The organism is Pseudonocardia sp. UM4_GMWB1 (assembly GCF_017312155.1).
Lineage (GTDB): Bacteria > Actinomycetota > Actinomycetes > Mycobacteriales > Pseudonocardiaceae > Pseudonocardia > Pseudonocardia alni.
The window spans coordinates 314,720-340,052 of sequence record NZ_QJPN01000001.1; the positions used below are offsets into that span (position 1 = coordinate 314,720).

The window sequence follows — 25,333 nt, forward strand, 5'->3', positions numbered from 1 at the left end:
GTCGGCTCAGCGCAGGTGTCGCAGCGCGGAGGGTGTCAGCAGCGGAACGGTCCCCACCACCAGCAGCACCATCGCCGGGACGGTCTCCCAGCGCCCCGCCGAGGCGAGGAGCACCACCGACACAACGGACAGGACGACCGCGGGGTAACGGGCCGCGCGGCGGCGCAGCGCCAGGCCGGCGCCCGCCGCGACGAGCAGCACCGCGAGCAGGAGCAGCAGCCACGCGGGGTACGGCGCCGTCGTCCCGAGCTCGACGACGGGGGCGCCCTGCCCGGCCAGCGTGCTCGCGGTGTCCTCGTCGACCGTCGACTCGGGCCGCAGGCCCGCCCATGCGACGGCCGGCAGCACCGCGGTCAGCATCCACGCGGCGGCCGACACCACCAGTGCCCACGGCATCGTGGACCGGCTCCGCACCTGCTCGCCCATGGCCGCAGGCTAGAGCTCCCGTCCGTTCGCACGGACCCCTCCACGCGTCGGGACACCCACTACGGGAGAGGGAGTCACCACCCCCGGGAGACGAGCGGCCCGCCGCGACGGCGTCCACTGGTGTGGTGACGGGACCCGTGTCCGGCGCGTCCCCCCGCGGACCCGCGATCGACTTCACCGACGTCACGACGACGATCGACGACACCCCGGTGCTGTTCCGGCTCGGCCTGCACCTGGCGCCCGGCACCGTCACCGTCCTGATGGGACCGTCCGGCTCGGGCAAGACCACCCTGGTCCGTCACCTCGCCGGGCTCGTCGCCCCGGGCCGGGGCACCGTCACGGTCGACGGGGTCGACGTGCACGCGGCGGGCGAGGCGCAGCTGCGACAACTCCGGCGCGGCATGAGCGTGCTGTTCGGCGGGCCGTCGGTCTTCGAGTCGTCGCTGTTCGGCTCGCTGTCGGCCTACGACAACCTCGCCTACGCCCTCGACGGCCGCGGCCTGTCCCCGGAGCGGGTCGAGCGGATCGCGATGCACCGGCTGCGCGAGATGCGGCTGCACGACCGCGCCGACACGCTGCCCGCCGAGCTGCCCGCGCACGGGCGCAAGCGGCTGGCGATCGCCCGCACGCTCGCCGTCGAGGCTCCGGTGCTCGTCCTGGACGAGCTGGAGACCGGGCTGGACGCCGCGCACGCGGACACGCTCGTCGCGGCCGTCCGGGAGCAGCACGAGCGCACGGGGGCGACGGTGCTGGTCACCACGCACGACATCGCGCTGGCCCGGGAGCTGGCCGACACCGTGGCGATCCTGTGCCACGGCCGGATCGTGGCCTGCGGGCCGCCGTCGGAGCTGCTGCACGGCGTCGCCGACGCCGACGACTTCGACCGCCGCTTCCGCATCTCGGACTTCCTCGGCCCGCCCGACCCGGAGGCGACCCGCGCCGAGCTGGACGGACCGCGCCGCCGCTCCCGCACGATCGAGCTGGACCCGCGGCTGCTGGTACCGGCACTCGTGGTGCTGGCGCTGGTCACCTCGTACTGCCTGTTCCTGCTGCTCACCCGCTGAGCCCCACCCCACCGACCCCCACCGTCCGGAGGAACCGTGCCCACCCCGTCCCGCCACCGTGCCGCCCTGCTCCTCGCCGCGGCCGCCCTCACCCTCGGCGCCTGTTCGTCCCCCGGGCCCGCGGCCCCCGAGGAGCGGTTCACCCTCTCCGGCGGCGACACGACCGTCGACGTCGTCACCTCGGCGGCCGGCGCGGTGCTCGCCGACGGGCAGGGCCGGGTGCTGTACGCGCGCGTCCCGGCCGGGGACTGCACCGGTGACTGCCTCGCGCAGTGGCCGGCCTATGTCGCCGACGGCGTGCCGCACCCCGCCGACCCGGCGCTGAACCCGCTGCGCACCGACGTGCTGGGCACCACCCCGACGGCCGGCGGCGGGCAGGTGGTGACCTACGCCGGGCATCTCCTGCACCGCTTCGCGGGCGACGCGGCCCCGGGTGCGGTGACCGGCCAGGGCGTCGAGGCCTTCGGCGGGACCTGGATGCCGCTGAACCCGGACGGCGACCCGGTCCCGGCGGCGGCCGTCCGCTGACCCGCGCGGGAGAGCCCCGGCCGGATCCCGGCCGGGGCTCTCCCCGGGTCGGCGGTGCCGTGACGGCCTCACAGCAGCGGTGCGAGCACCCCGATCACGACGAACGCGACGCCGACCACCAGGCAGGCCGTCGCGCCGCGGCGGATGACGGCGATCCGGTGCTGCTGCAGCTCGGCGGGCATCCCCGGGACGGCGCCGAGGCCCGCCGCGTGCCGGCGTCCCGCCCACCCCATCAGGGCGAGCAGGACGCCGAGACCCGCGAAGGTCAGGACGGTCCAGGCAGGACTCACCCGCCACCGCCCGTCGCGGGCGGGACCGTCTGCGGTGTGCCCGACGGCAGGCCCGGGCTCGCGCCGGTGGGGGCGGTGTCCGGGTCGGCGGGGCGGTAGTCGTCGGCGTAGCGGACGTCGCCTCCTCCCAGTGAGTCGGTCATCCACTGTCCCCAGAGAGCGATCCGGCGGTCGAACAGGACGAGCTCGCGGAGCCGGTCCTTCACCTGGTCGAAGTTCGCCGGGACGCCCGGGGTCACAGCGCCGGACCGGCCGACGTTCCAGCCGAACTGGTTCTGCACCGGGCCGAACACCTGGCCGGCCGGGGCGCCGAAGGCGGCCTTCGCGTAGTCGGGCTGGAGCTGGTCGGCGCTGATCGGGCCCAGGGCGCCGCCGTTCGCGCGGGTGGCGTTGTCGATGGTGCTGGCCCGCGCGACGGTCGCGAAGTCGGCGCCGCCCCGCAGGTCGGCGGCGATCTTCTCGGCGGCCTCCTTGCTGGCGACGACGATGTTGGACAGGTCGCGCTTCTCCGGGGTCCCGAGCCGCTCGGCGTAGCGCGGGAACTCGGCACGCAGGTCGTCGTCGGTGACGGTCACGTCCTTGGTGACCCGGTCGAACAGCTCGCCGACCACCATCTGCTGGCGGACCTCGGTCATCACCTTGTCCTCGGTGGTGCCGACGTTGCCGAGGACCTTGATGAAGTCGTCGCGCGCGCCGGGGCCGTTGCCGAGCTGCTGGGTGATGTACTGGTCGAGGGTCTGGCGGACCTTCGCGTCGGCGATGCCGACGCCCATCTCGGTCGCCCGGTCCTCCAGCACCATGCTCAGCGCGACGGCCTTGGCGGCGTCCCGGCGGAAGCCGTCCATCTTCACCGGGTCCTCGACCGGGGGCTGGACGCCGTAGAGCGCCCGCAGGGTCTGCACCCGGTCGTCGAGGTCGGTGACGGTCACGACCCGGTCGCCGACGGCCAGCGCCGCGCCGTCGGGGACCTGCTGCATCCTCCACCAGACCCCGCCGCCGATCCCGGCGACGAGTGCCAGGACGAGGACGCCCGCCACGATCCGGCCGGTCCAGGTGTTCCGGACCCGGTCGAGGGCGGCGCCGGCGATCCACGCCAGTGTGGACTTGACTCGCATCACATCACTCCAACGAGCTTCTCCCGGGCGGGGGTACTCGGATCTCCCCCACCGCCCGGGGTCCCGGCCGTGCCGTGCGCGGGCGGGAACGCCCGCACGACGAGCCGCGCGGCCAGGTAGGACAGCAGTACGGACAGCGCCAGGAGCAGACCGAACTCGCGCATGAGGGCGAGGTCGGACAGCGCCAGCACGGCGAACCCGGTGCCCGAGGTGAGGGCGGCCAGGGTCACCGCGGTCCGCAGGCGCGGGTCGCGCGTGCGGACGGCGTCGCAGGTCATGACGGTGAACTCGCAGCCGACGGCGGCGGTCAGCGACCCGAGCGCGACGGTGAGCGGGTTCAGCGGGATGCCGAACGCCCAGAGGATGAACAGGTTGGCGCCGGTCGCGAGCACGGCGGCCAGCCCGGCCCGCAGCGCGTCGCGGCGGTGCCGCAGCCCGAGGGCGAGCACCAGCGTCGCCGCGACCAGACCGGCGGTGCCGGCGAGGTAGCGGTCGGCCGAGACGAGCTCGTAGCCCTGCACCGCGACGGCGGGCAGCCCGGACACCTCGGCGACGAAGCCGGGCGGGGCCGGGGGGAGCTCGGCGGTGATCGCGTCGGTGAGGTCGCGGAGCCGGTCGAGGTCGTCGAGCCGGACACCGAACGACAGCACCGCGACCTCGCCGTCGGGCCGCAGCACGGCCCCGGTGAGGTACGGCGGCAGCAGCCGGACCCCGGCGCGGATCTGCTCCTGGTCCGGGGTGGGGCCGAGGAACGACAGCAGCGACGGCGCCGACAGCGCGGGCCGCGCCTCGTCGCCGTGCAGGCGCACGATCTGCTGCTGGGCCGTGGTCATCCACTGCCAGGCCTGGGGGGTGAGGACGTCGCCCGTCCCGTCGGTGGAGCGCAGGACGACGGCGAGCTCGCCGCCGGAGCCGAGGACCTGCTCGACCCGGGTGGCGTCGTCGACGGCGGGCAGACCCGCCGAGAGCGCGTCGACGCTGGTCTGCAGGGGCAGGAAGGGCAGCGTGGCCCAGCCGCCGACCGCGACCAGCCCGGCCAGGACGACCGCGACCAGCCGCGACCGGCCCGGGCGGGTGACCGGCCCGGGCCCGTCCGGCACCGCCACGTCGTCGCCGGCGGGTGCACCGGCGTCGGCCGGGTCGGCGTCGGGGGCGGGCGGCTCCGTGTCGGCCGGGTCGGCGGCGGCATCGGGTGCGGGATCGGTCGCGGGGTCGACCTGCGCGTCGGACGCGGGCCGGTCCGGGCCGGCCCACCCACCGGGCCGGTAGACGAACCAGCCGAGCGCCACCGCGAACGCGACCCCCAGGGCCAGGGTCGACCCGAGGTCGCGTACGAACGGCAGCGGCGAGAGGAGCAGCGCGCCGAACCCGGCCGCCGTCCCCGCCGCGACGACGACGACCGTCCGCGGCCGTGCCCCGCGGGCGAAGTAGGTCGGGTAGTAGCTGCCGAGGCCCACCAGGACCGGCAGGAACGCGACCACGCCCAGCGAGACCGGTCGCCCGGCCCAGCCGAGCACGGCCAGCGTCGCCGCGGTGGCGGCGAGGGTGACGGCCAGCGGGATCAGCCGCCGTCGCCGCCGGGTCCAGGGCACCAGGAACAGGCACAGCCCGATCGCGACGACCGCGACCGCGCCGAGGACCGGGGCCTCCCGGTCGACCGCGACACCGAGCGAGGCGGTGATCGCGGGGACGCCGGAGACGGTCGCCTCGGCGGGCAGCTGGGCCTGCGCGACGGTGTCGTTCACCGCGGCGACGAGCTGCTCGGTCCCGGCCTGGTCGAGTCCCTCACGGGGGCGGACCAGGATTGCCAGGGACCGGTCGTCGGGGACGACGTAGCGCCACTGCGGCCGCGGCTCACCGCCCGATCCCATGATCGAGTGGTCGATGAAGCGCTGGTTGCGCAGGGTGGGCAGCCCGACGGGCAGGCCCTGCACGATCAGCGGACCGTAGCGGGCGTCGAAGGCGGCGACGGCCGCGTTCCCGGCGGCGACCGGGTCCTCGCCGCGCTGCTCGGCGGTGATCGCCGCGGCGCGCTGCAGGCCGTCGCGGCGGCCGGTGAGCTCGGCGAGCAGCTTCTGCGACTGCGACGCCAGCTGGTTCAGCGTCGTCGCCGGGCCGTAGACCGACGCGACGTCGGGCAGCTGGGACAGCTGTCCCTCGACCCCGAGGACCCGGGGCAGCACGTCCCGTTCGAGCAGGCCGGGGGCCTGCGGGGCGCGCAGCAGCACGACGATCGGGTCACCGCCGAAGGACCGGGCGAGCTCGGTGTAGCGCTGCACCGACGGGTCCGACGACGGCAGGAACGACTCGACGCCGGTCTCGACCTTCACCCGGGACACGCCCGCCACGGTCAGCGCCACCAGGGCGAGGACCATGATCAGACCCAGCGCGGAACGCCCCGAAGGGCGCAGCGCCGCGAGTGCGGCCCTACGCCCTTCGAGGGTCGTGCGGGACGGGCGGGTCATCCGCCGAGCCCCAGGAGTCCACCGCCGGACGGTTCCGGCGCCGGCGCGTCGCCGCGGGCGGCGTCGCCCTCGGGCTGCGGCCCGACGGTCGGGGCCGGTCCGGGGGGCGGCGAGTCGTTCGCCGGTCCTGGGTCGGCCACCTGCGGCGGGGGCGCGTCGTCCTCCGGGCTGTTCTGGGTGCCCGGCCGCGGGTACGGGTTGTTGTCGTCCAGCGGCGGGATCTCGTTCAGCGGGACGGGGTTCCCCGCGAACGACTGCGCGTGGAAGACCAGCATCACGCGCAGGAGCGTGCCGTTGGCGTCGCCGCGCGACACCGTCTCACCGAAGTTGGTGAAGAACTGGTAGATGTCGCCGCCGTAGGGCTTGAGGTACTCCAGCATCGGGTTGAGCTGGAGCAGGGCGCGGTCGGCCTCGGGCAGCAGGGCGCGCAGGTCGTCGGAGAACTGCGGGACCTTGTCCAGGGTGACCGGGGCCTTGCCCAGGGTCGCGTCGAGCGAGGGCAGCAGCCCCCGCAGGTCGCGGGTGGTGGCCGGGAGCTCGTTGAGCGCGGCGTTGAGCGCGGGCGCCGCCCGGTCCAGGTTCGCCGCGACCGGGCCGAGCCCGCCGGCGAGCCGGGACAGGTCGTCGCTGGCGTCGTCGGCCGCCTTCAGGGTCGGCGGCAGCTCCCGGATGGTGTTCTCCAGGTCGGTGCGGCTGTTCGCGGTGACCTCGGTGACCAGGTTGGCGTCGGTCACCAGGTCGGCGATGCGGCCGCGCTGGATATCCAGCGCGGCGAGCACCGCGGCGGTGTTCTGCGAGAGCTGCTCCAGGTCCTTCGACTGCGCGGCCAGCGCGTCGAGGGCGGTGCCGCCCTCGCGGCCCAGCCGGCCGAGGCCGGCCAGGGCACCGTCGACGCCGGCCTGGGAGTCCTTCGTGGCCGCACCCAGCGACTGCAGGGTGGAGGCCAGCGCGACGCGGCGGTCCTCGGGCAGGGTCCGGATCAGGTCGTCGAGCAGCACCGCCGACTGGACGGCGCCGTCCGGGAGCCGGCTGCCGTCGGGCAGCTCGGCTCCGCGGCCGTCGACGAGGGACACGTAGGTCTCCTCGACCAGGGTCTTCGAGTTGATCCGGCCGGTGACGCCCTCGTGCAGCGGGATGGCGTCGGCGTCGGTCATGTTGACGAGCACGTCGGCGCGCCCGTCCGGGGTCGCCTCGATGGTCAGGACCTTGCCGACCTTCACCCCGTTGAGGGTGACGTCGGACTGCGGGACCAGGTTGTTGACCTTGTCGACGTGGAACGCGGTCGTGTACTGCTTCTGGGTGTATCCGGGCACGTAGCCGCCGACCGAGGTCCAGAAGAACAGGAACACGAACGCCGACGCCGCGGTGAAGGCGAGCAGGATCGTCGTCCTGATCGCGGGGAGCGCGGAGTGGGGGATCTTCATCCGGGGGTCACCTCCTTACCGGGGCGTCTGGGTGAGCTCGTCGGCGCCGGGCGCCGGGATGGTGGTCGGGCCGAACTGGAGCAGACCGCGCAGGATGCCGCCGTTGGCGTCGCGCAGGCTGGTGACCGACGACGTCTGGTAGACGAAGGCGTTCAGGTCCGGCAGGTACTGCTGGAGACCCGCGGTGACCGGGTCGAGCCGGCCGGAGATCTCCTTCAGCGCGGGCAGCGTCCCGTTCAGGTCGTTCACGAACGGGCGCAGGTCCGCTGCGACCGGCTTCAGCTTCTGCGCGACCGGGCGGGCCTTGTCGACGGTGGTGTCGAGCGTGTCGACGGTGTCGGTCAGCCGGTCCAGGGCGTCCGGCACCTGCTCCGAGGCGGCCCGGACGTTGTCCAGGGTCGGGTCGAGCTGGTCGGACAGCTGCTGGACGTTGCCGGTGGCCGCACCCAGGTTGTCGACGACGCCGGGCAGCTGGTTCAGCGAGTCGCGCAGGGCCTGGCTCTGCGCGGACACCGTCTTCAGCGTGGTCGACAGCGAGTTCGCCAGGGTGGTGAGGCGCTTCTCGTCGCCGCCGACGGCGGTGGACAGCCGGCCGATCGAGGTGACCAGGCGGGCGAGGTTGTCGCGCCGCCGGTCGAGCTGGTCGACGACCGGCTTGAGCCGGTCGACCACCTCGGTGGTGGCGCGCACGCCCTGCGGGAGGTCCTGCGGCGCCGTCGCCAGCGCGACGTCCGAGGCCTCCAGCAGCGACTGCACCGCGGCCAGCGCGTTCTGGTCCAGGTGGGCCAGTGCCGCGTCGATCTGCACCGGCGGCTTGGCGTTGGCGACGGGCAGCACGCCGTAGTCGTCGAGGACCGTGCCGGCCGGGGTGCCGGGGTCCATCTCGATGTACATCTCGTTGAGCGGGCTCTTCGGCCGCAGGACCACGGTGGCGTTGTCGTAGACGGGGCCGTCGTAGTCGTTGCGGTCGATCGCCAGCAGCACCCGGGCGGTGCCCTCCGGCGTCAGCTCGGAGGAGCGGATGTCGCCGACCGGGACGCCGGACATCCGGACCTCCTGGCCGCGGCCCGGGGCGAGCGCCGGGGTCTCGGAGAAGGTCGCGTAGACCATCTTCTCGTTCGCCCACGGAGCGACGAACCGCTGCTGGGACAGGATGTAGCCCCCGCAGACGAGCCCGAGCACCATCACCACGCCGAGGGCGATGACGTTGCGGCCCAGCCCCGGCTCGTTCCGGACGCGGTCCAGACCGGACCGCACCCGGGCGCCGAGGCCCCGCGGGGTCTCCGGTGCAGGTGTGGGAGTTGCCGTCATCATCGACCACCCGTCCCGTGGAAGATCTGCTGGAACATGTTCTCCAGGCTCACCGAGCCCAGGCCGGGCACGGTGCCGAGCCCGGGACCGGGGTGGAAGGACACCGCGTGCCCGTTGGGGTCGACGTAGGCGCCGGTCTTGTTCAGGTTCGAGAACATGTGGCCGACCTCGTCCTTGAGCGGGACACCGCGGCTGTCGACCGCGGAGAAGGGGCCCTCCCCGACGAACGGGGTGTTCAGCGAGTCCAGGACCGGACCGTTGAGTCGCTCCAGCGGAGCGGGCAGGTCGTCGAGGACCCGCGTGGCGCCCTCGCTGGCCGGGATCAGGCCCTCGACCAGCGGCCGGGTGTCGACCAGCGCGGCGCGCAGGTCGGACACCAGCGGGCGGGCGTCGGCGAGCACGGGCTCGGCGCGGCCCAGGAACGCGTCGAGCTCCTGGACGGTCGGCCGGGCCGGGCCCGCGGTGTCGCGCAGCTTGTCCAGCGACACGTTCAGCCGCTTCAGGCCGGCGTCGGTGGTGTCGAGGACGCCGGGCAGCCGGTTGATCGCGTCCGCGACCGGACCGGAGGTCTCGGCCATGACCTGGGTGGTGTCCTGCAGGTTCGCGACGATGCCGTCCAGCTGGCCGGGCTCGCGGTTGAGCGTGCCGGTGGTCCGCTGCAGGCCCCGCACGACGTCGGTCAGGTCCTTCTCCGGCTGGGTGCCGCGCAGGGACTCGATGACCCCGGCGCCCGGCCCGAGGGTCCCCGGCGCCGCGGCGAGGAGCTCGTGCAGCGCCTCGTTGCCGCCGGCGTTGCCGAGGGTCTCGTCGAACTGGGTGACCGCGACCTTCGCGCCCTCCAGGGCGTCGGGCTGCAGCCGCTCGGCGACGTCGTCGACCTCGGTGGGCAGCCGGGTGCGGTCCACCGGGATCTGCTGGGTCCACTCCGCGGTGCGGTCACCGCCGGGGACGATGTCGATGTAGAACAGGCCGGACAGCAGGGTCGTGGGCCGCAGGCGTGCCGACGGCTGGTCGCCGACGGTGTCCACGACCTCCGGGTCGACCACGACGGTCACGATCGCGCCGCCGTCGGGGGCCGGGTCGACCGAGCTGACGACACCGGAGTCGACACCGGCGACCTTCGCCTTCGACGCGTCCTCGAACAGGAACTGGTTCGCGGCGAAGTGGATGGTGCGGGTCTGCGACCCGGTCAGCTTCATCAGCAGCGTCGTGACCTGCGGCTTGAACAGCCCGAGGACCAGCGACAGCAGCATCAGGCCGATGACGGCGAGCGCGGCCACCCACAGCGGGAGGCGGCGCCGCAGCCGCGGCGTGGCGGTGGTGCCCTGTGCGGGGGCGCTCATCAGTTACCTCCGAGAAGGCCGCCGCCGGCGGCGCTGTCGCCCTGGCCGGGCTGCTCCTGGGGCGTCCGGTTGGACGGGCCCGGGGCGGGCAGCAGGCCGAGCGAGGCGTCGTTCGGTGCCTGGCCGGGGGCCGGGTAGGGGTCGCCCGCCCGCGTCGGGTCGGGCAGACCCGCCGCACCGGCGAAGGACTCCGGCCGGACCATCAGCGTGAACCGCAGGTGGTGTCCGGCGGCGTCACCGTCGGACAGCGCGAAGCTGGCGTGGGTGAACCACTGCGCGATCTCCGGCGAGTAGGGCGCCAGCACCTGCAGCGGGGTGTTCGCGAAGCCGACTCCCTGGGTCACCTTCGGCGCCACGGGGCGGGCGTCGGCGACGGCGGGGGTCAGCGAGCCGAGCGCGGGCTCGGCCGAGTCGGAGACGCCGGGCAGCTTGTCCAGCGGCTGCGGGGCCTCGACCAGCACGCCCCGCAGGTCCGGGGTGGCGTCGCCGAGCGAGCGGGCACCGGTCTGCAGCTGCGTCATCGCCGAGTTCGTCGACGCGAGCGGCTGCTGCAGGTCCTCCAGGGCCGTGCGGGCTGCCGGCAGCGCCTCGGGGGCGATGTCGAGGGTGTCGCCCAGCGCCGTGCCCTTGTCCGCATTGATCGCCGCGAACGTGGTGTCGAGCCGGCCGACCAGCGAGGAGATCTCCTGCTCGCGGCCCTGGAAGCGGGACGACAGGCTCTCCAGGGACTGGAGCATGCCGGTCAGGTCGCGGCCGCCGTCGACCGACAGCGACCGGGCGGTCGTGCCGAGCGAGGGCAGGATCTGCGGACCGGCCTTCGCCACGTCCGCCAGGTCCTGGCCGTGTCCGGCGGCGCCGTTGCCGAGCTGCTGGAGCGCGCCGCGGGTGGCGTCCTGGGTGGCCGGGTCGAAGACCTCGGCCAGGTCCAGCAGCTGCACCGCGCCGCGGGAACGCTGGACCGGCAGGACGTCGTCCTCGCCGAGGACGCCCGCCTGCTCGTGCCCGATGTCGAGGTCCAGGTACTGCTGGCCGAGACCGGACCGGCCGGTCACCGCGGCCGAGCCGTCCTTGAAGACCTCGGTCGCGGCGTCGTCGAGCTGCATCCGGACCTGCGGGACGCCGTCGGCGATCGTGATGTCGTCGACGCGTCCGACGCGGACCTGGCCGACCCGGACGTCGTTGCCGACGGCGAGGTCACCGGTGTCCGACACGGCCGCGGTGCGGAACTCGTGCTGGGCGAAGGGCAACCCCTTCTGGGCGTTCAGCGCGACGTAGAGGAAGAACCCGGCCGCGACGAACATCAGCAGGCCGATCAGGCCGGACCGGAAGCGCGCGCCGCGCTTGGGCTTGGCACTCGCCATCACTGGCCTCCCAGCAGGGTTCCGAGCGCGCCCTGCTCCTGCTCGGGGCTGAGCCCGGTGGCGCTGCTCTCGGGGGTGGGCTGGCTCTGCAGCAGGGTGTTGGAGTCCTGACCCGGCTGGGCCGCGGTCCCCGGTCCCGGCTGGGACGGGGCGGGCTCGTTCACCTGCTGGTTCGGGGTGGCGTCCGGGGCGGGCGCGGGCGCGATGTCCGGCAGCCCGCCCGGCGCGAAGCCGGTGACCGGGTCGCCGTTGAGCACGTAGCTGGCCCGGAAGTAGTGGGACAGCCCGTCCTTCTCGTTGGTGGTCAGCGCCCAGTTCCGGATGAAGCCGAGGACGTTGCCGAGGTTGCCGTTGAGGTCGCGCACGATCGGCTCGGCGCCGGTGACGGTGCGCTGCAGGTCCGGGCCCGCGGCCCGGAGCTCCGCGGCGACCGGCTGCGCCTGGTCGAGCAGCTCGCTCGCCCGGTCCAGGACCGGGTCGGCCGAGGCCAGCGCCGGGTCCGCCGAGTCGGCGAAGCGCTGCAGCTCGCGACTGATGTCCACCAGGTTGTCGGTGGTCGGCCGCAGGTTGCCCAGGGTGACCGCGGTGGACTGCGCCGTGCCGGCGAGCTCGCCGAGGGTGGCGCGGGCCGCGGCCAGGGTGCTGGGGAGCTCCTGCAGGGTGCCGCGCAGCTGCGCGTCGCGGGCGGAGGTGGTGTCGAGCAGCGACGTGGTCGAGGCGACCAGGCCGTCGAGCCGTCTGCCCTGGTCGACGGCGAGTGCGCCGGTGACCGGCTCGACCTGGTCGATGACCCGGCCGAGCAGCTCGTTCTGGTCGGACAGGACACCGACGAGCTGGTTGGTGTCCTTCATGGCCGGGGCGAGCGCGGCGAGGGTCTTCTGGATGTTCTCACCGTTGTTCTGCGTGCCCTGGCCGAGCGTGGTGACCAGCGCGGCCAACGCGCCGGCCGTCGGGTCGTCGGGTCGTCGAGGGTGTCGAGGATGTTCTGCAGGTCGGCCTCCTGGCCGGTCCGCTCGACACCGATCGGCGTGTTCATCGGCAGCTCGGGCGAGCCCGGGGTGCCGGTGTTCAGGTTGAGGAAGCGCTCACCGAGCAGCGAGACCGGGGCGACGGTCACCTTCGCGTCGGAGTGGATCGGCAGGGCACGCGCGTCGACGCGGAGCGGGACCTCGGCGACCTTGCGCTGCGGGTCGAACTGCAGCTGGCCCACCTCGCCGACCGTGACACCGTTGATCTTGACCTGCTGGCCGGCGAGGATCGGGCTGACGTCGGTGAACTCCGCGATCACGATCCGGCCGGACTCGGCGTTCGAGATGCCGGCCGCGGCGCCGGTGCCCGCGAGGAGCGCGACGAGGCCGACGGCGAGGATCCGCCAGCGGGAGAAGCCCAGGGTCGAGCTCATCGCGGACCCTCCCCGCTGGCGTCACCGAGCTGCGGCAGGAGCGGCGCGCCCGGGTTCTGCTCGCCGTTGCCGGAGGTCTCGTCGGCCGAGCCGGGGGCCGGGTTCGGGTTGGGGACGATCCCCGGCGGCGTGACGCCCGGCGGGTAGATGACCGGCGTGGCGGGGCCGGCCTGCGCGAAGATCCGCATGTAACGGCCGTTCGAGTCGAAGTTCTGGGCGGCGGAGCCCCACGTGGAGAGGAACCCGACGACCTCGGGGGTGTAGGGGCGCAGCGCCTCGAGCACCGGCGCGTAGCCGCCCGCGGTCTCGGCGAGGCCCGGCAGCGCGCGGTTCGAGGAGTCGAGCAGGCCGGGGGTGCGGTCGAGCAGCGCCGACGCCGCCTCGAGGGTGGGCTTGAGGTCGGCGACCAGCGGCCGCAGGTCCTGCAGCAGCGGGGCGAGCTGCGCGGACACGCCGGGCAGCTTCTCCGTCGCCGGGCGCAGGTCCTCCAGCAGCGGCAGTGCCTCGTCGGTGACGCCGGGGACCTTGTTCAGCGTGCCCTGCGCGGTGCGCAACGTCGGGGGCAGCTTGGCCAGCGCGGCGCGCAGCTGCTCGCGCTGGGCGGCCGTCGCGCGGGCGCTGGTGCCCAGCTCGTCGACGACGGCGCCGAGGTCCTGCTGGCGCCGGGCCAGGGTGTCGACGGTGCCGTTCAGGTCCGTGACCAGCTTGGAGATCGCGGGACCGTCGGTGCCGATGCCGCGCAGCACGTTGCCGACCGCGGCGAGCGCGGGTCCGGCGGTGTTCACGGTGGCGTTGAGGTCCTGCTCGTGCCCGGTGACGGTGTTCTGCAGGGTCCCGACCAGGCCGGTCAGGCGCGCCCGGGTGGGCTCGTCGAGGGCGGCGAGCACGTCGGCGACCTCGGTCGGCTTCGGGAAGTCGCCCTGCACCATGCCGCCGCTGGGGATCTCGGCGTAGTCCTTGGGACCGTCCTGCACGAACAGCAGGCGCTCACCGACGACGGCCTTCCACTGGACGTGGACGAACGCGCCGGCGTGCAGCGGGGCGAGGCCGTCGTCGACGGTGAACTCGACGACCGCGTGGCCCTCCTCGGGCCGGACGGAGGAGATCTCCCCGGCCTGGAAGCCGTCGATGTAGATCGGCGCACCGGGGATGAGGTTCGGGTTGCCTGCCGGCAGGACGGCGCTGACCGTGTAGGGCTGCGTGCCGCCGACGGCGACGAACACACCCCCCACCACGAGCAGCGCCACCATCCCGGCGGCGAGCTTGCCCAGGAGTCCGCTCATCTCAGTCCATCCCGAGGGGTCCGGCGGACTGCCCCGCGAGGAACTGCTTGACGAACGGGTCCTGGTGCTCGAACGCCTCGTGCGCCGGTCCGTAGTGGACGACCTCGCCCTTCCAGATCAGTCCGACGTAGTCGCTGACCTTGCGGGCGGTCTTGATGTCGTGCGTGACCAGCAGGTACGTCCCACCGTGCTGGTTGTGGACGTCCATGATGATGTCGCAGAGCAGCGAGGTACGGACCGGGTCGAGACCGGAGTCCGGCTCGTCGAACAGCACGATGTCGGGGTTCATCACCAGCGCGCGGGCGAAGCCGGCGCGCTTCTTCATGCCACCGGACACCTCGTTCGGCGCCTTGTGCGCCGCCTTGGCCAGACCGACCTCGTCGAGCGCGGTCATGACCGTCTTCTCGACCTCCTTCTCCGACATCCGCGTGTGCTTGCGGAGCGGGAAGGCGACGTTGTCGTAGAGGTTCATCGAGCCGAACAGCGCACCGTCCTGCCAGCAGACCCCGAACCGGGTCCGCATGTCGTAGCGCTCGTTCTCGCTCATCGACCAGATGTCGACGCCGCCCACGTAGACCGCGCCGCGGTCCGGGGCGAGCAGGCCGACCAGGTGCTTGATCAGCACCGACTTACCGGTACCGGACGGGCCCAGCACGGTGGTGATGGCGTCGTGCTGGAAGTTGAAGTTGATGTTCTTCAGGATCTGGGTGCTGCCGAACGACTTGGCGAGCCCCTCGACCTGCAGGATCGGGTCTGTCCCGTACCGGAACTCCCGGGTCTCGGTCGACCAGCCGGGGCCACGGGTGGCCGTGGCCTGGGTCCCCCCGTCGTGGACGGGTGGAATCTGCTGGGTGGGGTACTCGGAGCCCGATGGCGTGTGCCGCGGCTGGTTCGGCGAGGTCACTGATCCTCCTGGACGACCTGGCGCGTGCCGGCGCGGGGGAGCCGGCACGCGGATCACGTGCTGCGGGAGCGGTCCCCGGAGGCTTCCGGGGACCGTGGACGCGGCGTACGCGTCCTGCGGTGGTACGGGGAACGAGCACTGCGATCCGGGGAGCGGGCGCGGTGCGATGGACCGGGCGGGGGAGCGACGTCCGGTCCGTGGCCGGCTGGGGAGGGCCGGGCCGTGGTGGGGGGGTCTTCGTCGGGGGCGGGGATGTCGTCGGAGTGCGGGACTCCGGGGCCCGGCCGCAGGGGATGTGGCGGCGCGGGCCCCGGAGGGACTCAGTTGGCGATCGGGGAGTTCGTGTCGAGCCCCCAGAAGGCCAGGGTGCCGATCGCGCCGATCGCGGAGATCAGCACCAGGTTGATGATCATCGACTTGGCGGTGGCGCGGCCCACGCCGACCGGGCCACCGGTGGCGTTGTAGCCGTAGTAGAGGCCCACCCCGACGATCACGATGGACTCGACCATGACCTTGGTGAGGGCGGCGATCATGTCGTAGGGGCTCTGGTAGAGCCAGAACAGGTACAGGAACCCGCCGGGTGAGACGCCGCCCAGGTTCACCACCGTGACCAGGTACATGGCCAGGTAGAGGATGGCCAGACCGACGAAGTACATGAACGGCACGGCGATCACGGTGGCCGCGATCCGGGTCCCGACCAGGAAGGACTTGGACTTGATGCCCATGACCTCCATGGCGTCGATCTCGTCGGAGATCCGCATGGAACCGATCTCGGCGACGTAGCCGCAGCCGACCTTGGCCGCGAGGATCCAGCCCCACATGTACGGCGACAGCTCGCGCAGTCCGCAGTAGGCGTCGAACACCGCGGAGTACAGCGGGGCGCCGATCTGCTTGAGCGTGTAGCTGGCCTCCAGGCCGCACTGCCCGCCCATGATGAACATCATGAACCAGATGATCAGCGCGGAGCTGAAGATCAGAATGCCCGCCTGGCGGAACACCTCGGGCACGTAGCGGCGGAACATGTCCGGGAAGTCCCGGACGACGTCGGCGGTGAACCGGCCGATGTCACCGGCCTCGTTCAGGCCGGTCTTCAGCTTTCCCGTGATGGAGGAGAAGCTGACGTCCACGCCCTGCTTCTCGGGTGCCCGGAGCTCGGGCTCCTCGGGTCCGCGGCCGGAGCCACGGTCGTCGAGCTGTGTCATGTCCCCTCCTCCCTACTTGTAGACGCTCATCTGCGGGTTCAGGCCGAGCATGGTCAGCGTGAACACGAAGTTGATGACCCAGACGCCGGCGAACGAGATGACGACCGCCTGGTTGACCGCCTTGCCCACGCCGATCGGTCCGCCCTTGGCGTTGAGACCGATGTAGCAGCAGACGACACCGATGATCAGGCCGTAGAGGGCGCACTTCGCGACGCTGCCCCAGAGGTCGACCGTGTTGAGCAGGTCGAAGAGGGAGCCGTAGTAGCCGGCGTAGCTGGCGTCGAAGATCGGGCCGGCCGCGACGTAGCCGCTGACCAGGCCGACGACCAGCGCCAGGATGTCCAGGACGGCGGTCATGATCGTGCAGGCCAGCACCCGCGGCAGCACCAGCGTCCGGATCGGGTCGACGCCGAGGACCTCCATGGCGTCGATCTCGTCGCGGATGCGGCGGGCGCCGAGGTCGGCGGTGATGGCCGTGCCGACGACACCCGCGACGACCATCCCGTTGATGAACGGGGCGAACTCACGGACCGACGCGAACTCGAAGAACGCCCCGAGCCGGTAGGGGATGCCGAAGGTGTAGAAGATCGCCCCACCGGTCAGGCCGGGGGCACCGAACCCGAACCCGAACGCCGCGAGGGACATCGGGAGCCAGGTGAGCTTGAGGATGTCGAAGCACTGGTCCCGGGTGTCGGCCCAGAAGCCGACGGGCTTGCGGACGGCAAGGACGAACACCTTGACCATCAGCTGCCACATCTCGCCGGCCATCACGAACGGGTCGGCGACCTTCCTGAGTACGCCCGACCCGCCGGGACCCGCCGTCCTGCGCGGTACCTCGACGGTCTCGTCGGGCGTCTGGGTGAGGGTCCCAGGCGTGGTCATAACTCTCCTTCGAGTGCGGGCCGGAAACAGTCCGGGTCCACCGACCGGAAGTGTCGCTCCGCCGGAGAGGGGGTCACACCTCCCGTGGGGGGCGGATCACCCTCCCCCTGGGGGGGTATCGGTGGTGCCGGCGACCGGCTCTGCGGCGTGCTCCGTGGAAAGTGCCCTGCGCTGGGCCCGGCGCTGGATCAGCAGCACCGCACCGAGGACGAGCGCGGCCGACAGGGCTCCCGCCCCGAGGCCGCCGAGCAGTGCCCCGGCCACCGGCTGGACGCCGGTCAGCAGGGGAAGCGCGACGGCGCCGGCCACCACCAGGACGGTGGCGGTCAGTGCGTCGCGGACCGGCCAGGTCGGCGCACGCCAGACCCGCACCAGCCCGATCAGCCCGGTCACCCCCGCGGTCAGCAGGGAACAGCCGAGCAGGTGCACCACCACGGGGTCGCGGGGTACTGGGGAGGTACCCCCCACGGGGGTGGGAACGAGGGCCGCGGGCGGGCCGAGGCGGTCGAGGGCGCGGACGAGCCGGTCCTCCGTCGGGGCGGGACCGGCGGTGCGTGCCACCTCGCTCCAGACGTGCGAACGCAGGTCCTGGCGGGCGGTGGACGACAGGTGCCGGGCGGCGACGTCGAGCCGGTGCAGGTACTCCCGCAGGGGGGTGGGCAGCGCGCCCCGCGACACCCGGGCGCCGGCGGTCACCGGTATCCGGCCGGACCGGCGGCGGCCCGCCCGGAGCGATCGTGCTCGGCACGCAGCCAGTGCGAGACGGCCTCGGCCCGGTTGGCCGCGCCGAGCTTGCGCAGGATGTGCTTGACGTGCGACTTCACCGTGCCCTCGGAGATCACCAGGCGGCCGGCGATGCGGGCGTTGGTGTCGCCGGTGGCCATCAGCCGCAGGACCTCGACCTCGCGGCGGGTGAGCGACGGGTCGACCGGCGCGGAGCGCAGGAAGCCGTCGACGACACTGCGCTGCGGGCCGGTGTGCGCCACCGGGGCGCCCTCGGTGACCCGGCCGTTCTCGCCGTGGCCCCACCAGCCGTCGCCGAGGTCGCCCTCGCGGGCGTCGGTGACGCGGCGGGCGAGCCGGTCGACATCGGCCCGGATCTGGTCCATCTCGTCGAGGACCATCGTGCGGGACAGAGCCTGGCCGAGCCCCTGGGCGTAGAGGGTGAGCAGCTGGCGGTCGAGCGGGTCGACGTTGCGCTGCTGGTAGTAGCAGTCGGCGTGCACGAACCCGGCGACGACGCCGTGCACCACGATGGGCGCGGCGCAGTAGCTGCGCGACATCGAGGCGTCGGCGATCGGCCGGTTGACCCCTGGGCGCTCCTGCACCTCGTCGACCAGCAGGGAGGTGCGCCGGCGGACCATCTCGGACTCGACGATCCGGCCGTCGAGGGTCTGCGGGTGGGTGCGGCCCATCGCGAGGATCTCCTCGGCCCAGGCGGGGTCGCGCTCCACGTGCACGCGCTCGGGGATCCAGAGGGAGTCCGCCACACGCGAGACGATCGAGCGGTCGAAGCCGAGGCCGCAGGCGGTCGAGGCCGCCGTGTCGAGCAGGGCGGTACTGGTGCGGGCCTCGCCGAGCTGCGCGAGCGCGGCGCGGACGCGCTGCAGGGCGCGGTCCTGATGGGCGAGCTGGTCGAGCAGGAGCTGCTCGTCGATCTCCTTGACCTCGCCGAGCATGCTCACCAGCTCCGGCGACGGTGCCGTGCCGGAGCCGAGCGAGGACATGGCCTCGGCCCACACCGACCGCAGCACCGCGCGGGCCGACCCGAGGTCGACGACGTGCTCGGGGTGCGGGAGGCGGCTGTCGTCGAGGAGGCGACGGGCCGCCAGCAGGAGGTCCACCACGCACGACGACTGGGCCCTCGGCATCCGGCGTCCCTGTCCGGGCCATCGGTCGCCGGAGTCACAGCGGCGCATGTAGGCCACGCGGCTCGTGCTCTCGCCCATACCGTTCCTCCTCGTCGAGGTGGCATCCACCGGACGTCGCCGTCGGGTGCGTTGCTCACCCGTGCAACGAGACGGCAACGGCCTGGATGCGACCGTCCACACCCGCAACCCGACACAACTTCCGGTCACGCATGACGGTTTTAGGATGCGACGCGGGTCACGTGTCTGGCAAATCCACGCGGCCGGCGCCACCCGAACACGCTGGTGATGCCCCTCTCGGCCGCATCATCCGGTCACGGCGGGTGGAGAAACCGAACGCTCGGACTGTTTCTCGGAGCGACGGTCGCCACGCCGGTCGTACACAGCAGGTCCACCCGGTCGAGGTAGGCGAGGCGGGGGCGCACCCGGGCCGTCCCCGTCCTGCCGCAGCACCGGGGAGCCCGGGGGTGCGACCCGTCCGTGCTGGAATGGCGGGGTGAGCACCGGCCGGACCTACGCGGGCGCGTCCGCGTCGGACCGCGCCGAGGACCGTCGCCGCCGGCTGCTCGACGCGGGGCTGGAGGTGCTGGGGACCGACGGCTACCGGGCGGCCACCGTGCGCCGGATCTGCCGTGAGGCACGCGTCGCCGACCGGTACTTCTACGAGTGCTTCGAGGGCACCGAGGCACTGCTGCTCGCCGTCTACACCGAGTGCACCGCCCGCCTCCGCGACGCGGTGCCCCCCGCACTGGCCGCGGCGCCCGGCACCGACCCGCTCACGCTGGCCCGGGCCGGCCTCGACGCGTTCCTGCGCGTGGTGGAGGACGACCCGCGGCTCGCCCGGGTGGTCTGGTTCGAGGTGCTCGGCGTGAGCCCCGAGGTCGAGCAGACCTCGCTGGAGACCATGTCCGGCTTCGGGCGGCTGCTGCTGGCGCTCACCGCGGACCACGCCGACCCCTCCCCCGCCGACACCACCGCCACCCGTCTGCGCGCCGACGCCGTCATCGGCGGGATCAGCCACGTCGTCATGACCTGGACGGTGAGCGGGTTCGACCCGCCCCGGGACCGGGTCACGGACGCGCTCGCCCTCTTCCTCGTGGGCGGCACCGGCCTGGGATGACGCCGGTCACCCCGCTATGTGGAATCACGCGTCATCAGATTAGGGTCGCCCACCACACCCCGCTCGTGAGGAGCCGACGATGAAGTCCTTCACCGGTCGTACCGCCGCGATCACCGGAGCCGGGTCCGGCATCGGGCGCGCGCTGGCCCTGCGCCTCGCGGGCGACGGCTGCCACCTCGCCCTGGCCGACCGGGACGCCGCGGGCCTCGCCGAGACCGCCGCGCTCGCCGGGCCGCAGGTGCGGGTCACCACCGCCGAGCTGGACGTCTCCGACGAGAAGGCCGTCTACGGCTGGGCCGACGCCGTGGTCGCCGACCACGGCGCCGTCCACATGATCGTCAACAACGCCGGCGTCGCGCTGTCGGGCACCACCGGGGCACTGTCCCTGGAGGACTACCGATGGATCATGGACATCAACTTCTGGGGCGTGGTCTACGGGACCAAGGCGTTCCTGCCGCACATGGAGACCGCGGGCACCGGCCACGTGGTCAACCTGTCGAGCATCTTCGGCGTCGCCGCGCAGCCCCTGATGAGCGGCTACAACGCGAGCAAGTACGCGGTCCGCGGGTTCACCGAGTCGCTGCGCCAGGACCTCGAGCTCACCGGGTCCCCGGTGTCCGCGACCTGCGTGCACCCCGGCGGGATCCGCACCAACATCGCGAAGGCCGCCCGGGTCGACGACAGCGTCGCCGCCGCCACCGGCCGCCCGGCCGCCGACGCCACCGCCGAGTTCGAGCGGATGCTCACCACGACCCCGGACCGGGCCGCGAAGACCATCCTGGACGGCGTGCAGCGCAACCAGCGCCGTGTCCTCATCGGACCGGACGCCTGGGCCATCGACTCGATGGTGCGGCTGCTGCCGACCACCTACCAGCGGATCGTCACCGGCGTCGTGCGCTCGCGGCGCGGAAAGGGCTGATCCGGGGCGGGGATCCTGGATAGGGTCGCGGGGCCGGGTGATCCCCGGCACACGACCCGAGGAGCCCACCCATGAGCCCCGAGCAGCCACCCGTCACCGCGTTCGGCCCGGACTTCCCCTTCCCCTACGACGACTGGCTGGCCCACCCGGCCGGACTCGGCCGGGTCCCACCGGACCGGCTGGGGACCGAGGTCGTGGTCGTCGGGGCCGGGATCGCCGGGCTCGTCGCCGCCTACGAGCTGATGCGCATCGGGCTGCGGCCGGTCGTGTACGAGTCCTCCCACCTGGGCGGACGGCTGCGCTCGCAGCCCTTCGAGGGTGCCGACGGGATCGTCGCCGAGCTGGGCGGGATGCGCTTCCCCCGCTCCTCGACGGCGTTCCACCACTACGTCGACCTGCTCGGGCTGCCCACCGCGCCGTTCCCGAACCCGCTGACGGAGGCGGCCGGCAGCACGGTGATCGACCTGCACGGGCGGACGTACTACGGCCGGACCCTGGCCGACCTGCCCCCGTTCTTCACCGAGGTCGCCGACGCCTGGGCGAGCGCGCTGGAGGAGGGCGCGGGCTTCACCGACCTGCAGCAGGCGATCCGCGAGCGCGACATCCCGCGCATCCGGGCGCTGTGGGCGGAGCTCGTCGAGGTCTGGGACGACCGCACCTTCTACGACTTCGTGTCCACCTCGAAGGCGTTCTCCGACCTGTCCTTCGCCCACCGCGAGGCGTTCGGGCAGGTCGGCTTCGGGACCGGCGGCTGGGACTCGGACTTCCCGAACTCGATGCTCGAGATCCTGCGGGTGGTGCTGACCGGCTGCGACGACGACCAGCTGCTCGTCGTCGGCGGGGTGGAGCAGGTGCCGCAGGGGTTGTGGACCCGCACCCCCGACGATCTGGTGCACTGGCCCGCCGGGATCAGCCTGTCGTCGCTGCACGGAGGCGGGACCCGCCCGGGCGTCGCGCGGCTGCACCGCCTCGACGCGGACACGATCCGTGTCACCGACGTCTACGGCGGCACCCGCGACGTGTCCGCGGTGCTCACCACCTGCCAGAGCTGGCTGCTGTCCACCCAGATCGACACCGACGAGTCGCTGTTCGGCCAGGAGGTGTGGATGGCCCTGGACCGCACCCGCTACATGCAGTCGACCAAGACGTTCGTGATGGTGGACCGGCCGTTCTGGCGCGACGTCGACCCGGCGACCGGGCGCGAGGTCATGTCCACGACGCTGACCGACCGGCTCACCCGCAGCACGTACCTGTTCGACAACGGGCCGGACCGGCCCGGGGTGATCTGCCTGTCGTACTCGTGGATGAGCGACTCGCTGAAGATGCTGCCGTACCCGGTCGAGAAGCGGGTCGAGCTGGCGCTGGGCGCGCTGCGCAAGATCTACCCGACCGTCGACGTCGGGGCGCACGTGATCGGCGACCCGATCACCGTGACCTGGGAGTCCGACCCGCACAGCCTCGGTGCGTTCAAGGGCGCCCTGCCCGGGCACTACCGCTACAACCGGCGGATGTACTGCCACTTCGTGCAGGACGACCTGCCCGCCGCCGAGCGCGGGATCTTCATGGCGGGCGACGACGTGTCGTGGACCCCGGCCTGGGCGGAGGGCGCGGTGCAGACCGCGCTGAACGCGGTCTGGGGGATCGTCGCGCACCTGGGCGGGTCCACCCCGCCGGACAACCCCGGTCCCGGGGACCGGTTCGCCGAGCTCGCGCCGCCCGCGCTGCCGGACTGATGCGCGTCGCGCTGCTGCAGACCGTCTCCCGGCCGCACGACGTGGCCGGGAACCTCGCCCGGCTCGCCGAGGCGTGCGCCGCCGCGGACGCGGACCTGCTCGTCACCCCGGAGATGTTCCTGACCGGCTACGACATCGGCGCCGATGCGGTGGCCGCGCTCGCCGAGCCGGCCGACGGGCCGTCGGCGGACGCCGTCACCGCGATCGCGAGGACGTCGGGCACGGCGGTGCTCTACGGCTACCCGGAGCGCCACGGCGGACGGGTCGCCAACGCCGTCACCCTGGTCGGGCCGGACGGGACCCGGCTCGCCGGGTACCGCAAGACGCACCTGTTCGGCGCGCTCGACCGGGCCTGCTTCACCGCCTCGGACACCCCGCCCGCCGTCGTGACCTGGAACGGGTGGGGCCTCGGCCTGCTGGTCTGCTACGACGTCGAGTTCCCCGAGACCGTCCGCGCGCTGGCGCTGGCCGGCGCCGACGCGGTGCTGGTCCCGACCGCGAACATGCTCCCCTACGACCACGTGCCCCGGGTGCTCGTCCCGGCCAGGGCGTGGGAGAACCAGGTGTACGTGGCCTACGCCAACTGGTGCGGCACCGAGGGGTCGCTGACCTACGGCGGGCTGTCCTGCGTCGCCGGGCCGGACGGCGCCGTGGTGCGGGCCGGCCGCGACCCGGAGCTGCTGGTGGCCGAGCTGGACCGGTCCGCGCTGGCGGTGTCGCGGCGGGCGAACCCCTACCTGGCCGACCGCCGCCCCGACCTCTACGGCTGAGGGTCCGGCCGGGGGCCCGCCAGCAGGATCCACTCCAGGCACCCGCCGGGCCCGGGGGCGAGCACGTCGACCCGGTGGGCGTGCCCGCCCGCCACGTGCACGACCTCGTACGCGGCGAGATCCACCGACGGCCCGCCGGCCTCGACGCCCACCCGGGCCCGGCCGGCGAGGACGACGAGCAGCCGGTCGCACGGCGCGGCCGGGGCGTGCCACGCCCCGGCACCGGGGGTGAGCGCGAACCGTTCCAGGGCGAGGTCGCCGTAGCCGTCGTCGCGGCCGACGAGCAGCTGGCGCGACACCGGGGCCGGTTCCGGCGCCGGATGGTGCGCGGCTGCCGGCGTCGTGCCGATCGTCGCGGTCATGGCCTGCCTCCACTCATCTGAGCGGTCCCAACACCGTCGAGTACACGGCTGCGGGCACGGACGGTCAACATCACCGGCCGATGCGCGCGCTACGGTGCTCAGATGAGCGGTGACGACGATGCACCCGCCTGGGGCCCGGCCCGCCGGGTGCTCGCGGCCGAGGTGGCCGAGCAGGTGCTGCTGCACGGGCGGTCCCGGATCGCGGTCGGCACCGAACTGGGGCTCAGCCGGTTCCAGGTGGCCCGGCTGCTGGACGCGGCCCTCGAGCGGGGACTGGTCCGGGTCGACATCGACCCGGGCGCGGACGTCGACGCGCGGCGCTCGTCCGCCGTCCGCGCCGCCCACGGGCTGCGCCGCGCCCTGGTCGCCCGGGACGACGGCGGGGTGCCCGCGCTCGCCGCCGCGCTGCTCGCCGAGACCGTCGGCACCGGCGACGTCCTGGGCCTGGCCTGGTCCCGGACGGTCAACGACGTCGTCGGGCTCCTCCCCCGGCTCGCGCGCTGCACGGTCGTGCAGCTGTGCGGCGCCTACTCGCTGCCGTGGCGGCGCGACGGCTCGGCCACCGCGGTGTTCCGGGCCGCCGCGCTGTGCGGCGGCGACGCCTACCCGGTCTACGCGCCCCTGCTGCTGCCCGACGCCGACACCGCCCGCGCGGTGCGGGCCCAGCCGGGCGTCGCCGACGCGCTGGCCCGCTGCGCCGCGCTGGACACCGCGGTCGTCGGGATCGGGGCGTGGCGGGCCGGGCACTCCACCGTGCACGACGTGCTGACCGCCCCCGAACGACGACGGCTGGCCGCGGGCGGCGCGGTCGGCGAGGTCGTCGGGCTGCTGATCGACCGCGCCGGCCGGGTCCTCGACAGCGGACCGGCGCACCAGCTCGTCGCGGCCGGGGAGGCGGACCTGCGCGCCGCGGGCAACGTGATCGCCCTGGTCAGGGACCCGGAGCGGGCCGACGCCACCCGCGCCGTGCTGCGCTCGGGCCTGGTCCACACCCTGGTCTGCGACGCGGCGACGGCCGACGCCCTGCTCGCCCCGGGCGATGGGCGGCACCCGCCGGGCGGCGCCTGAGGTACCGGCCCCGGCCACGACGCCGTGGTGCTCACCAAGCGTCGGGCTCGACCTCGGCGGTCATGTCCCGCCACGCCACCGGCTCGGCGCAGTGTGTACAGGTGAGCCGGGGCTCGGCGGGTGGCCGCAGCCGCGGTGCACCAGCCGGACCGGCGGGACGTCGACGGCGTACCGGTCGCAGCCGGTCGTCGAGGACGTTGCTGCGCCCGCCCGCTACGTGCACTGCACCTTCACCGAGGTCCCGCCCGGCAGCGTCTCCGTGGCCGGGGAGCCGGTGGAGGGCCCGCGGATGGTCGGGCTGATCCACGACGGCCGCTCCCCCGAGGTCCGGGCCCGGCTGCTGCACGGGATCGCCGACGCGTGGTGCGCGGTCACCGGGGACGCGAAGTCCGACGGGGCGATCTTCCTGCACGAGGTGCCGCGCGCCAACGTGCTGGAGGACGGCGAGATCCTGCCCGAGGCTGCCGACGACCCGGTCGCCGCGCACGCCTGA

Annotated in this window: 25 protein-coding genes; 8 read left to right on the forward strand and 17 right to left on the reverse strand. The window is 73.7% G+C overall.

Features of this window, described 5'->3' with window-relative positions; translation table 11 throughout:
• Positions 1 to 6 precede the first annotated feature (6 nt).
• On the reverse strand, positions 7 to 426 hold the full coding sequence (locus DMP15_RS01590; protein ID WP_161151567.1) for a hypothetical protein: 420 nt from the start codon (positions 424 to 426) through the stop codon (positions 7 to 9).
• Positions 427 to 551: 125 nt separating this feature from the next.
• Between DMP15_RS01590 and DMP15_RS01595 the strand changes: the two genes are divergently transcribed.
• Together DMP15_RS01595 and DMP15_RS01600 are read left to right on the forward strand one after the other, a co-directional pair.
• The gene (locus DMP15_RS01595) at positions 552 to 1,490 is read left to right on the forward strand and encodes an ATP-binding cassette domain-containing protein (RefSeq protein WP_161151568.1); all 939 of its coding nucleotides are present in this window, start codon (positions 552 to 554) and stop codon (positions 1,488 to 1,490) included.
• Between the two features lie 36 nt (positions 1,491 to 1,526).
• Entirely contained in the window at positions 1,527 to 2,018 is a 492-nt protein-coding gene (locus DMP15_RS01600) for a COG4315 family predicted lipoprotein (protein ID WP_073575644.1), read from the forward strand.
• Between the two features lie 68 nt (positions 2,019 to 2,086).
• Here DMP15_RS01600 and DMP15_RS01605 read toward each other — a convergent pair whose 3' ends face one another.
• From DMP15_RS01605 to DMP15_RS01675, 15 genes are all read right to left on the reverse strand, one after another.
• A complete protein-coding gene (locus DMP15_RS01605) occupies positions 2,087 to 2,308 on the reverse strand; it encodes a hypothetical protein (RefSeq protein WP_073575642.1) in 222 nt (73 codons plus the stop codon).
• Entirely contained in the window at positions 2,305 to 3,423 is a 1,119-nt protein-coding gene (locus tag DMP15_RS01610) for a peptidyl-prolyl cis-trans isomerase (RefSeq protein ID WP_073575904.1), read from the reverse strand. Before DMP15_RS01610 ends, DMP15_RS01605 begins: the two co-directional genes overlap by 4 nt.
• On the reverse strand, positions 3,423 to 5,798 hold the full coding sequence (locus DMP15_RS01615; RefSeq protein WP_073575640.1) for a hypothetical protein: 2,376 nt from the start codon (positions 5,796 to 5,798) through the stop codon (positions 3,423 to 3,425). Before DMP15_RS01615 ends, DMP15_RS01610 begins: the two co-directional genes overlap by 1 nt.
• 86 nt (positions 5,799 to 5,884) lie before the next feature.
• On the reverse strand, positions 5,885 to 7,312 hold the full coding sequence (locus DMP15_RS01620) for an MlaD family protein (RefSeq protein WP_073575639.1): 1,428 nt from the start codon (positions 7,310 to 7,312) through the stop codon (positions 5,885 to 5,887).
• Positions 7,313 to 7,327: 15 nt separating this feature from the next.
• Positions 7,328 to 8,623 carry an MlaD family protein gene (locus DMP15_RS01625; protein ID WP_337825375.1) on the reverse strand — a complete coding sequence of 432 codons (1,296 nt, stop codon included), beginning with the start codon at positions 8,621 to 8,623 and terminating at the stop codon, positions 7,328 to 7,330.
• Positions 8,623 to 9,966: an MlaD family protein gene (locus tag DMP15_RS01630; protein ID WP_073575637.1), complete on the reverse strand. Its 1,344-nt coding sequence runs from the start codon at positions 9,964 to 9,966 to the stop codon at positions 8,623 to 8,625. Before DMP15_RS01630 ends, DMP15_RS01625 begins: the two co-directional genes overlap by 1 nt.
• Positions 9,966 to 11,327: an MlaD family protein gene (locus DMP15_RS01635; RefSeq protein WP_139282806.1), complete on the reverse strand. Its 1,362-nt coding sequence runs from the start codon at positions 11,325 to 11,327 to the stop codon at positions 9,966 to 9,968. The genes DMP15_RS01630 and DMP15_RS01635 overlap by 1 nt, the downstream gene beginning before the upstream one ends.
• Positions 11,327 to 12,265: a hypothetical protein gene (locus DMP15_RS01640; protein ID WP_337825376.1), complete on the reverse strand. Its 939-nt coding sequence runs from the start codon at positions 12,263 to 12,265 to the stop codon at positions 11,327 to 11,329. Before DMP15_RS01640 ends, DMP15_RS01635 begins: the two co-directional genes overlap by 1 nt.
• Positions 12,175 to 12,729, reverse strand: coding sequence for an MlaD family protein (locus DMP15_RS01645; RefSeq protein ID WP_337825377.1), 555 nt, complete (start codon positions 12,727 to 12,729; stop codon positions 12,175 to 12,177). Before DMP15_RS01645 ends, DMP15_RS01640 begins: the two co-directional genes overlap by 91 nt.
• Positions 12,726 to 14,012 (reverse strand): MlaD family protein, encoded by a 1,287-nt coding sequence (locus DMP15_RS01650; RefSeq protein ID WP_073575634.1) that lies wholly within the window; start codon positions 14,010 to 14,012, stop codon positions 12,726 to 12,728. The genes DMP15_RS01645 and DMP15_RS01650 overlap by 4 nt, the downstream gene beginning before the upstream one ends.
• Position 14,013: 1 nt before the next feature.
• Positions 14,014 to 14,760: an ABC transporter ATP-binding protein gene (locus DMP15_RS01655; RefSeq protein WP_051050105.1), complete on the reverse strand. Its 747-nt coding sequence runs from the start codon at positions 14,758 to 14,760 to the stop codon at positions 14,014 to 14,016.
• 476 nt (positions 14,761 to 15,236) lie between these two features.
• Positions 15,237 to 16,118 carry an ABC transporter permease gene (locus DMP15_RS01660; protein ID WP_062399364.1) on the reverse strand — a complete coding sequence of 294 codons (882 nt, stop codon included), beginning with the start codon at positions 16,116 to 16,118 and terminating at the stop codon, positions 15,237 to 15,239.
• A 12-nt stretch (positions 16,119 to 16,130) separates the two neighbouring features.
• A complete protein-coding gene (locus tag DMP15_RS01665; protein ID WP_301549064.1) occupies positions 16,131 to 17,000 on the reverse strand; it encodes an MlaE family ABC transporter permease in 870 nt (289 codons plus the stop codon).
• Positions 17,001 to 17,096: 96 nt separating this feature from the next.
• Entirely contained in the window at positions 17,097 to 17,696 is a 600-nt protein-coding gene (locus DMP15_RS01670) for a hypothetical protein (RefSeq protein WP_100879229.1), read from the reverse strand.
• Complete coding sequence (locus DMP15_RS01675; protein WP_157818411.1) at positions 17,693 to 18,871, reverse strand: LuxR C-terminal-related transcriptional regulator; 1,179 nt, start codon at positions 18,869 to 18,871, stop codon at positions 17,693 to 17,695. Before DMP15_RS01675 ends, DMP15_RS01670 begins: the two co-directional genes overlap by 4 nt.
• A 493-nt stretch (positions 18,872 to 19,364) precedes the next feature.
• Here DMP15_RS01675 and DMP15_RS01680 point away from each other — a divergent pair, with 493 nt between their 5' ends.
• The 4 genes from DMP15_RS01680 to DMP15_RS01695 all read left to right on the forward strand — a co-directional run bounded on the left by DMP15_RS01680 (position 19,365) and on the right by DMP15_RS01695 (position 23,410).
• The gene (locus DMP15_RS01680; protein ID WP_073575631.1) at positions 19,365 to 19,988 is read left to right on the forward strand and encodes a TetR/AcrR family transcriptional regulator; all 624 of its coding nucleotides are present in this window, start codon (positions 19,365 to 19,367) and stop codon (positions 19,986 to 19,988) included.
• A gap of 79 nt (positions 19,989 to 20,067) precedes the next feature.
• The gene (locus tag DMP15_RS01685) at positions 20,068 to 20,907 is read left to right on the forward strand and encodes an SDR family NAD(P)-dependent oxidoreductase (protein WP_073575630.1); all 840 of its coding nucleotides are present in this window, start codon (positions 20,068 to 20,070) and stop codon (positions 20,905 to 20,907) included.
• Positions 20,908 to 20,978: 71 nt separating this feature from the next.
• On the forward strand, positions 20,979 to 22,640 hold the full coding sequence (locus tag DMP15_RS01690; protein ID WP_100879227.1) for a flavin monoamine oxidase family protein: 1,662 nt from the start codon (positions 20,979 to 20,981) through the stop codon (positions 22,638 to 22,640).
• On the forward strand, positions 22,640 to 23,410 hold the full coding sequence (locus tag DMP15_RS01695; RefSeq protein ID WP_073575628.1) for a carbon-nitrogen hydrolase family protein: 771 nt from the start codon (positions 22,640 to 22,642) through the stop codon (positions 23,408 to 23,410). Before DMP15_RS01690 ends, DMP15_RS01695 begins: the two co-directional genes overlap by 1 nt.
• Here DMP15_RS01695 and DMP15_RS01700 read toward each other — a convergent pair.
• A complete protein-coding gene (locus tag DMP15_RS01700) occupies positions 23,401 to 23,772 on the reverse strand; it encodes a hypothetical protein (RefSeq protein WP_073575627.1) in 372 nt (123 codons plus the stop codon). The genes DMP15_RS01695 and DMP15_RS01700 overlap by 10 nt on opposite strands.
• Before the next feature lie 102 nt (positions 23,773 to 23,874).
• Between DMP15_RS01700 and DMP15_RS01705 the strand changes: the two genes are divergently transcribed.
• Together DMP15_RS01705 and DMP15_RS01710 are read left to right on the forward strand one after the other, a co-directional pair.
• On the forward strand, positions 23,875 to 24,840 hold the full coding sequence (locus DMP15_RS01705; RefSeq protein ID WP_100879226.1) for a sugar-binding transcriptional regulator: 966 nt from the start codon (positions 23,875 to 23,877) through the stop codon (positions 24,838 to 24,840).
• A 91-nt stretch (positions 24,841 to 24,931) separates the two neighbouring features.
• The gene (locus DMP15_RS01710; RefSeq protein WP_157818410.1) at positions 24,932 to 25,333 is read left to right on the forward strand and encodes a hypothetical protein; all 402 of its coding nucleotides are present in this window, start codon (positions 24,932 to 24,934) and stop codon (positions 25,331 to 25,333) included.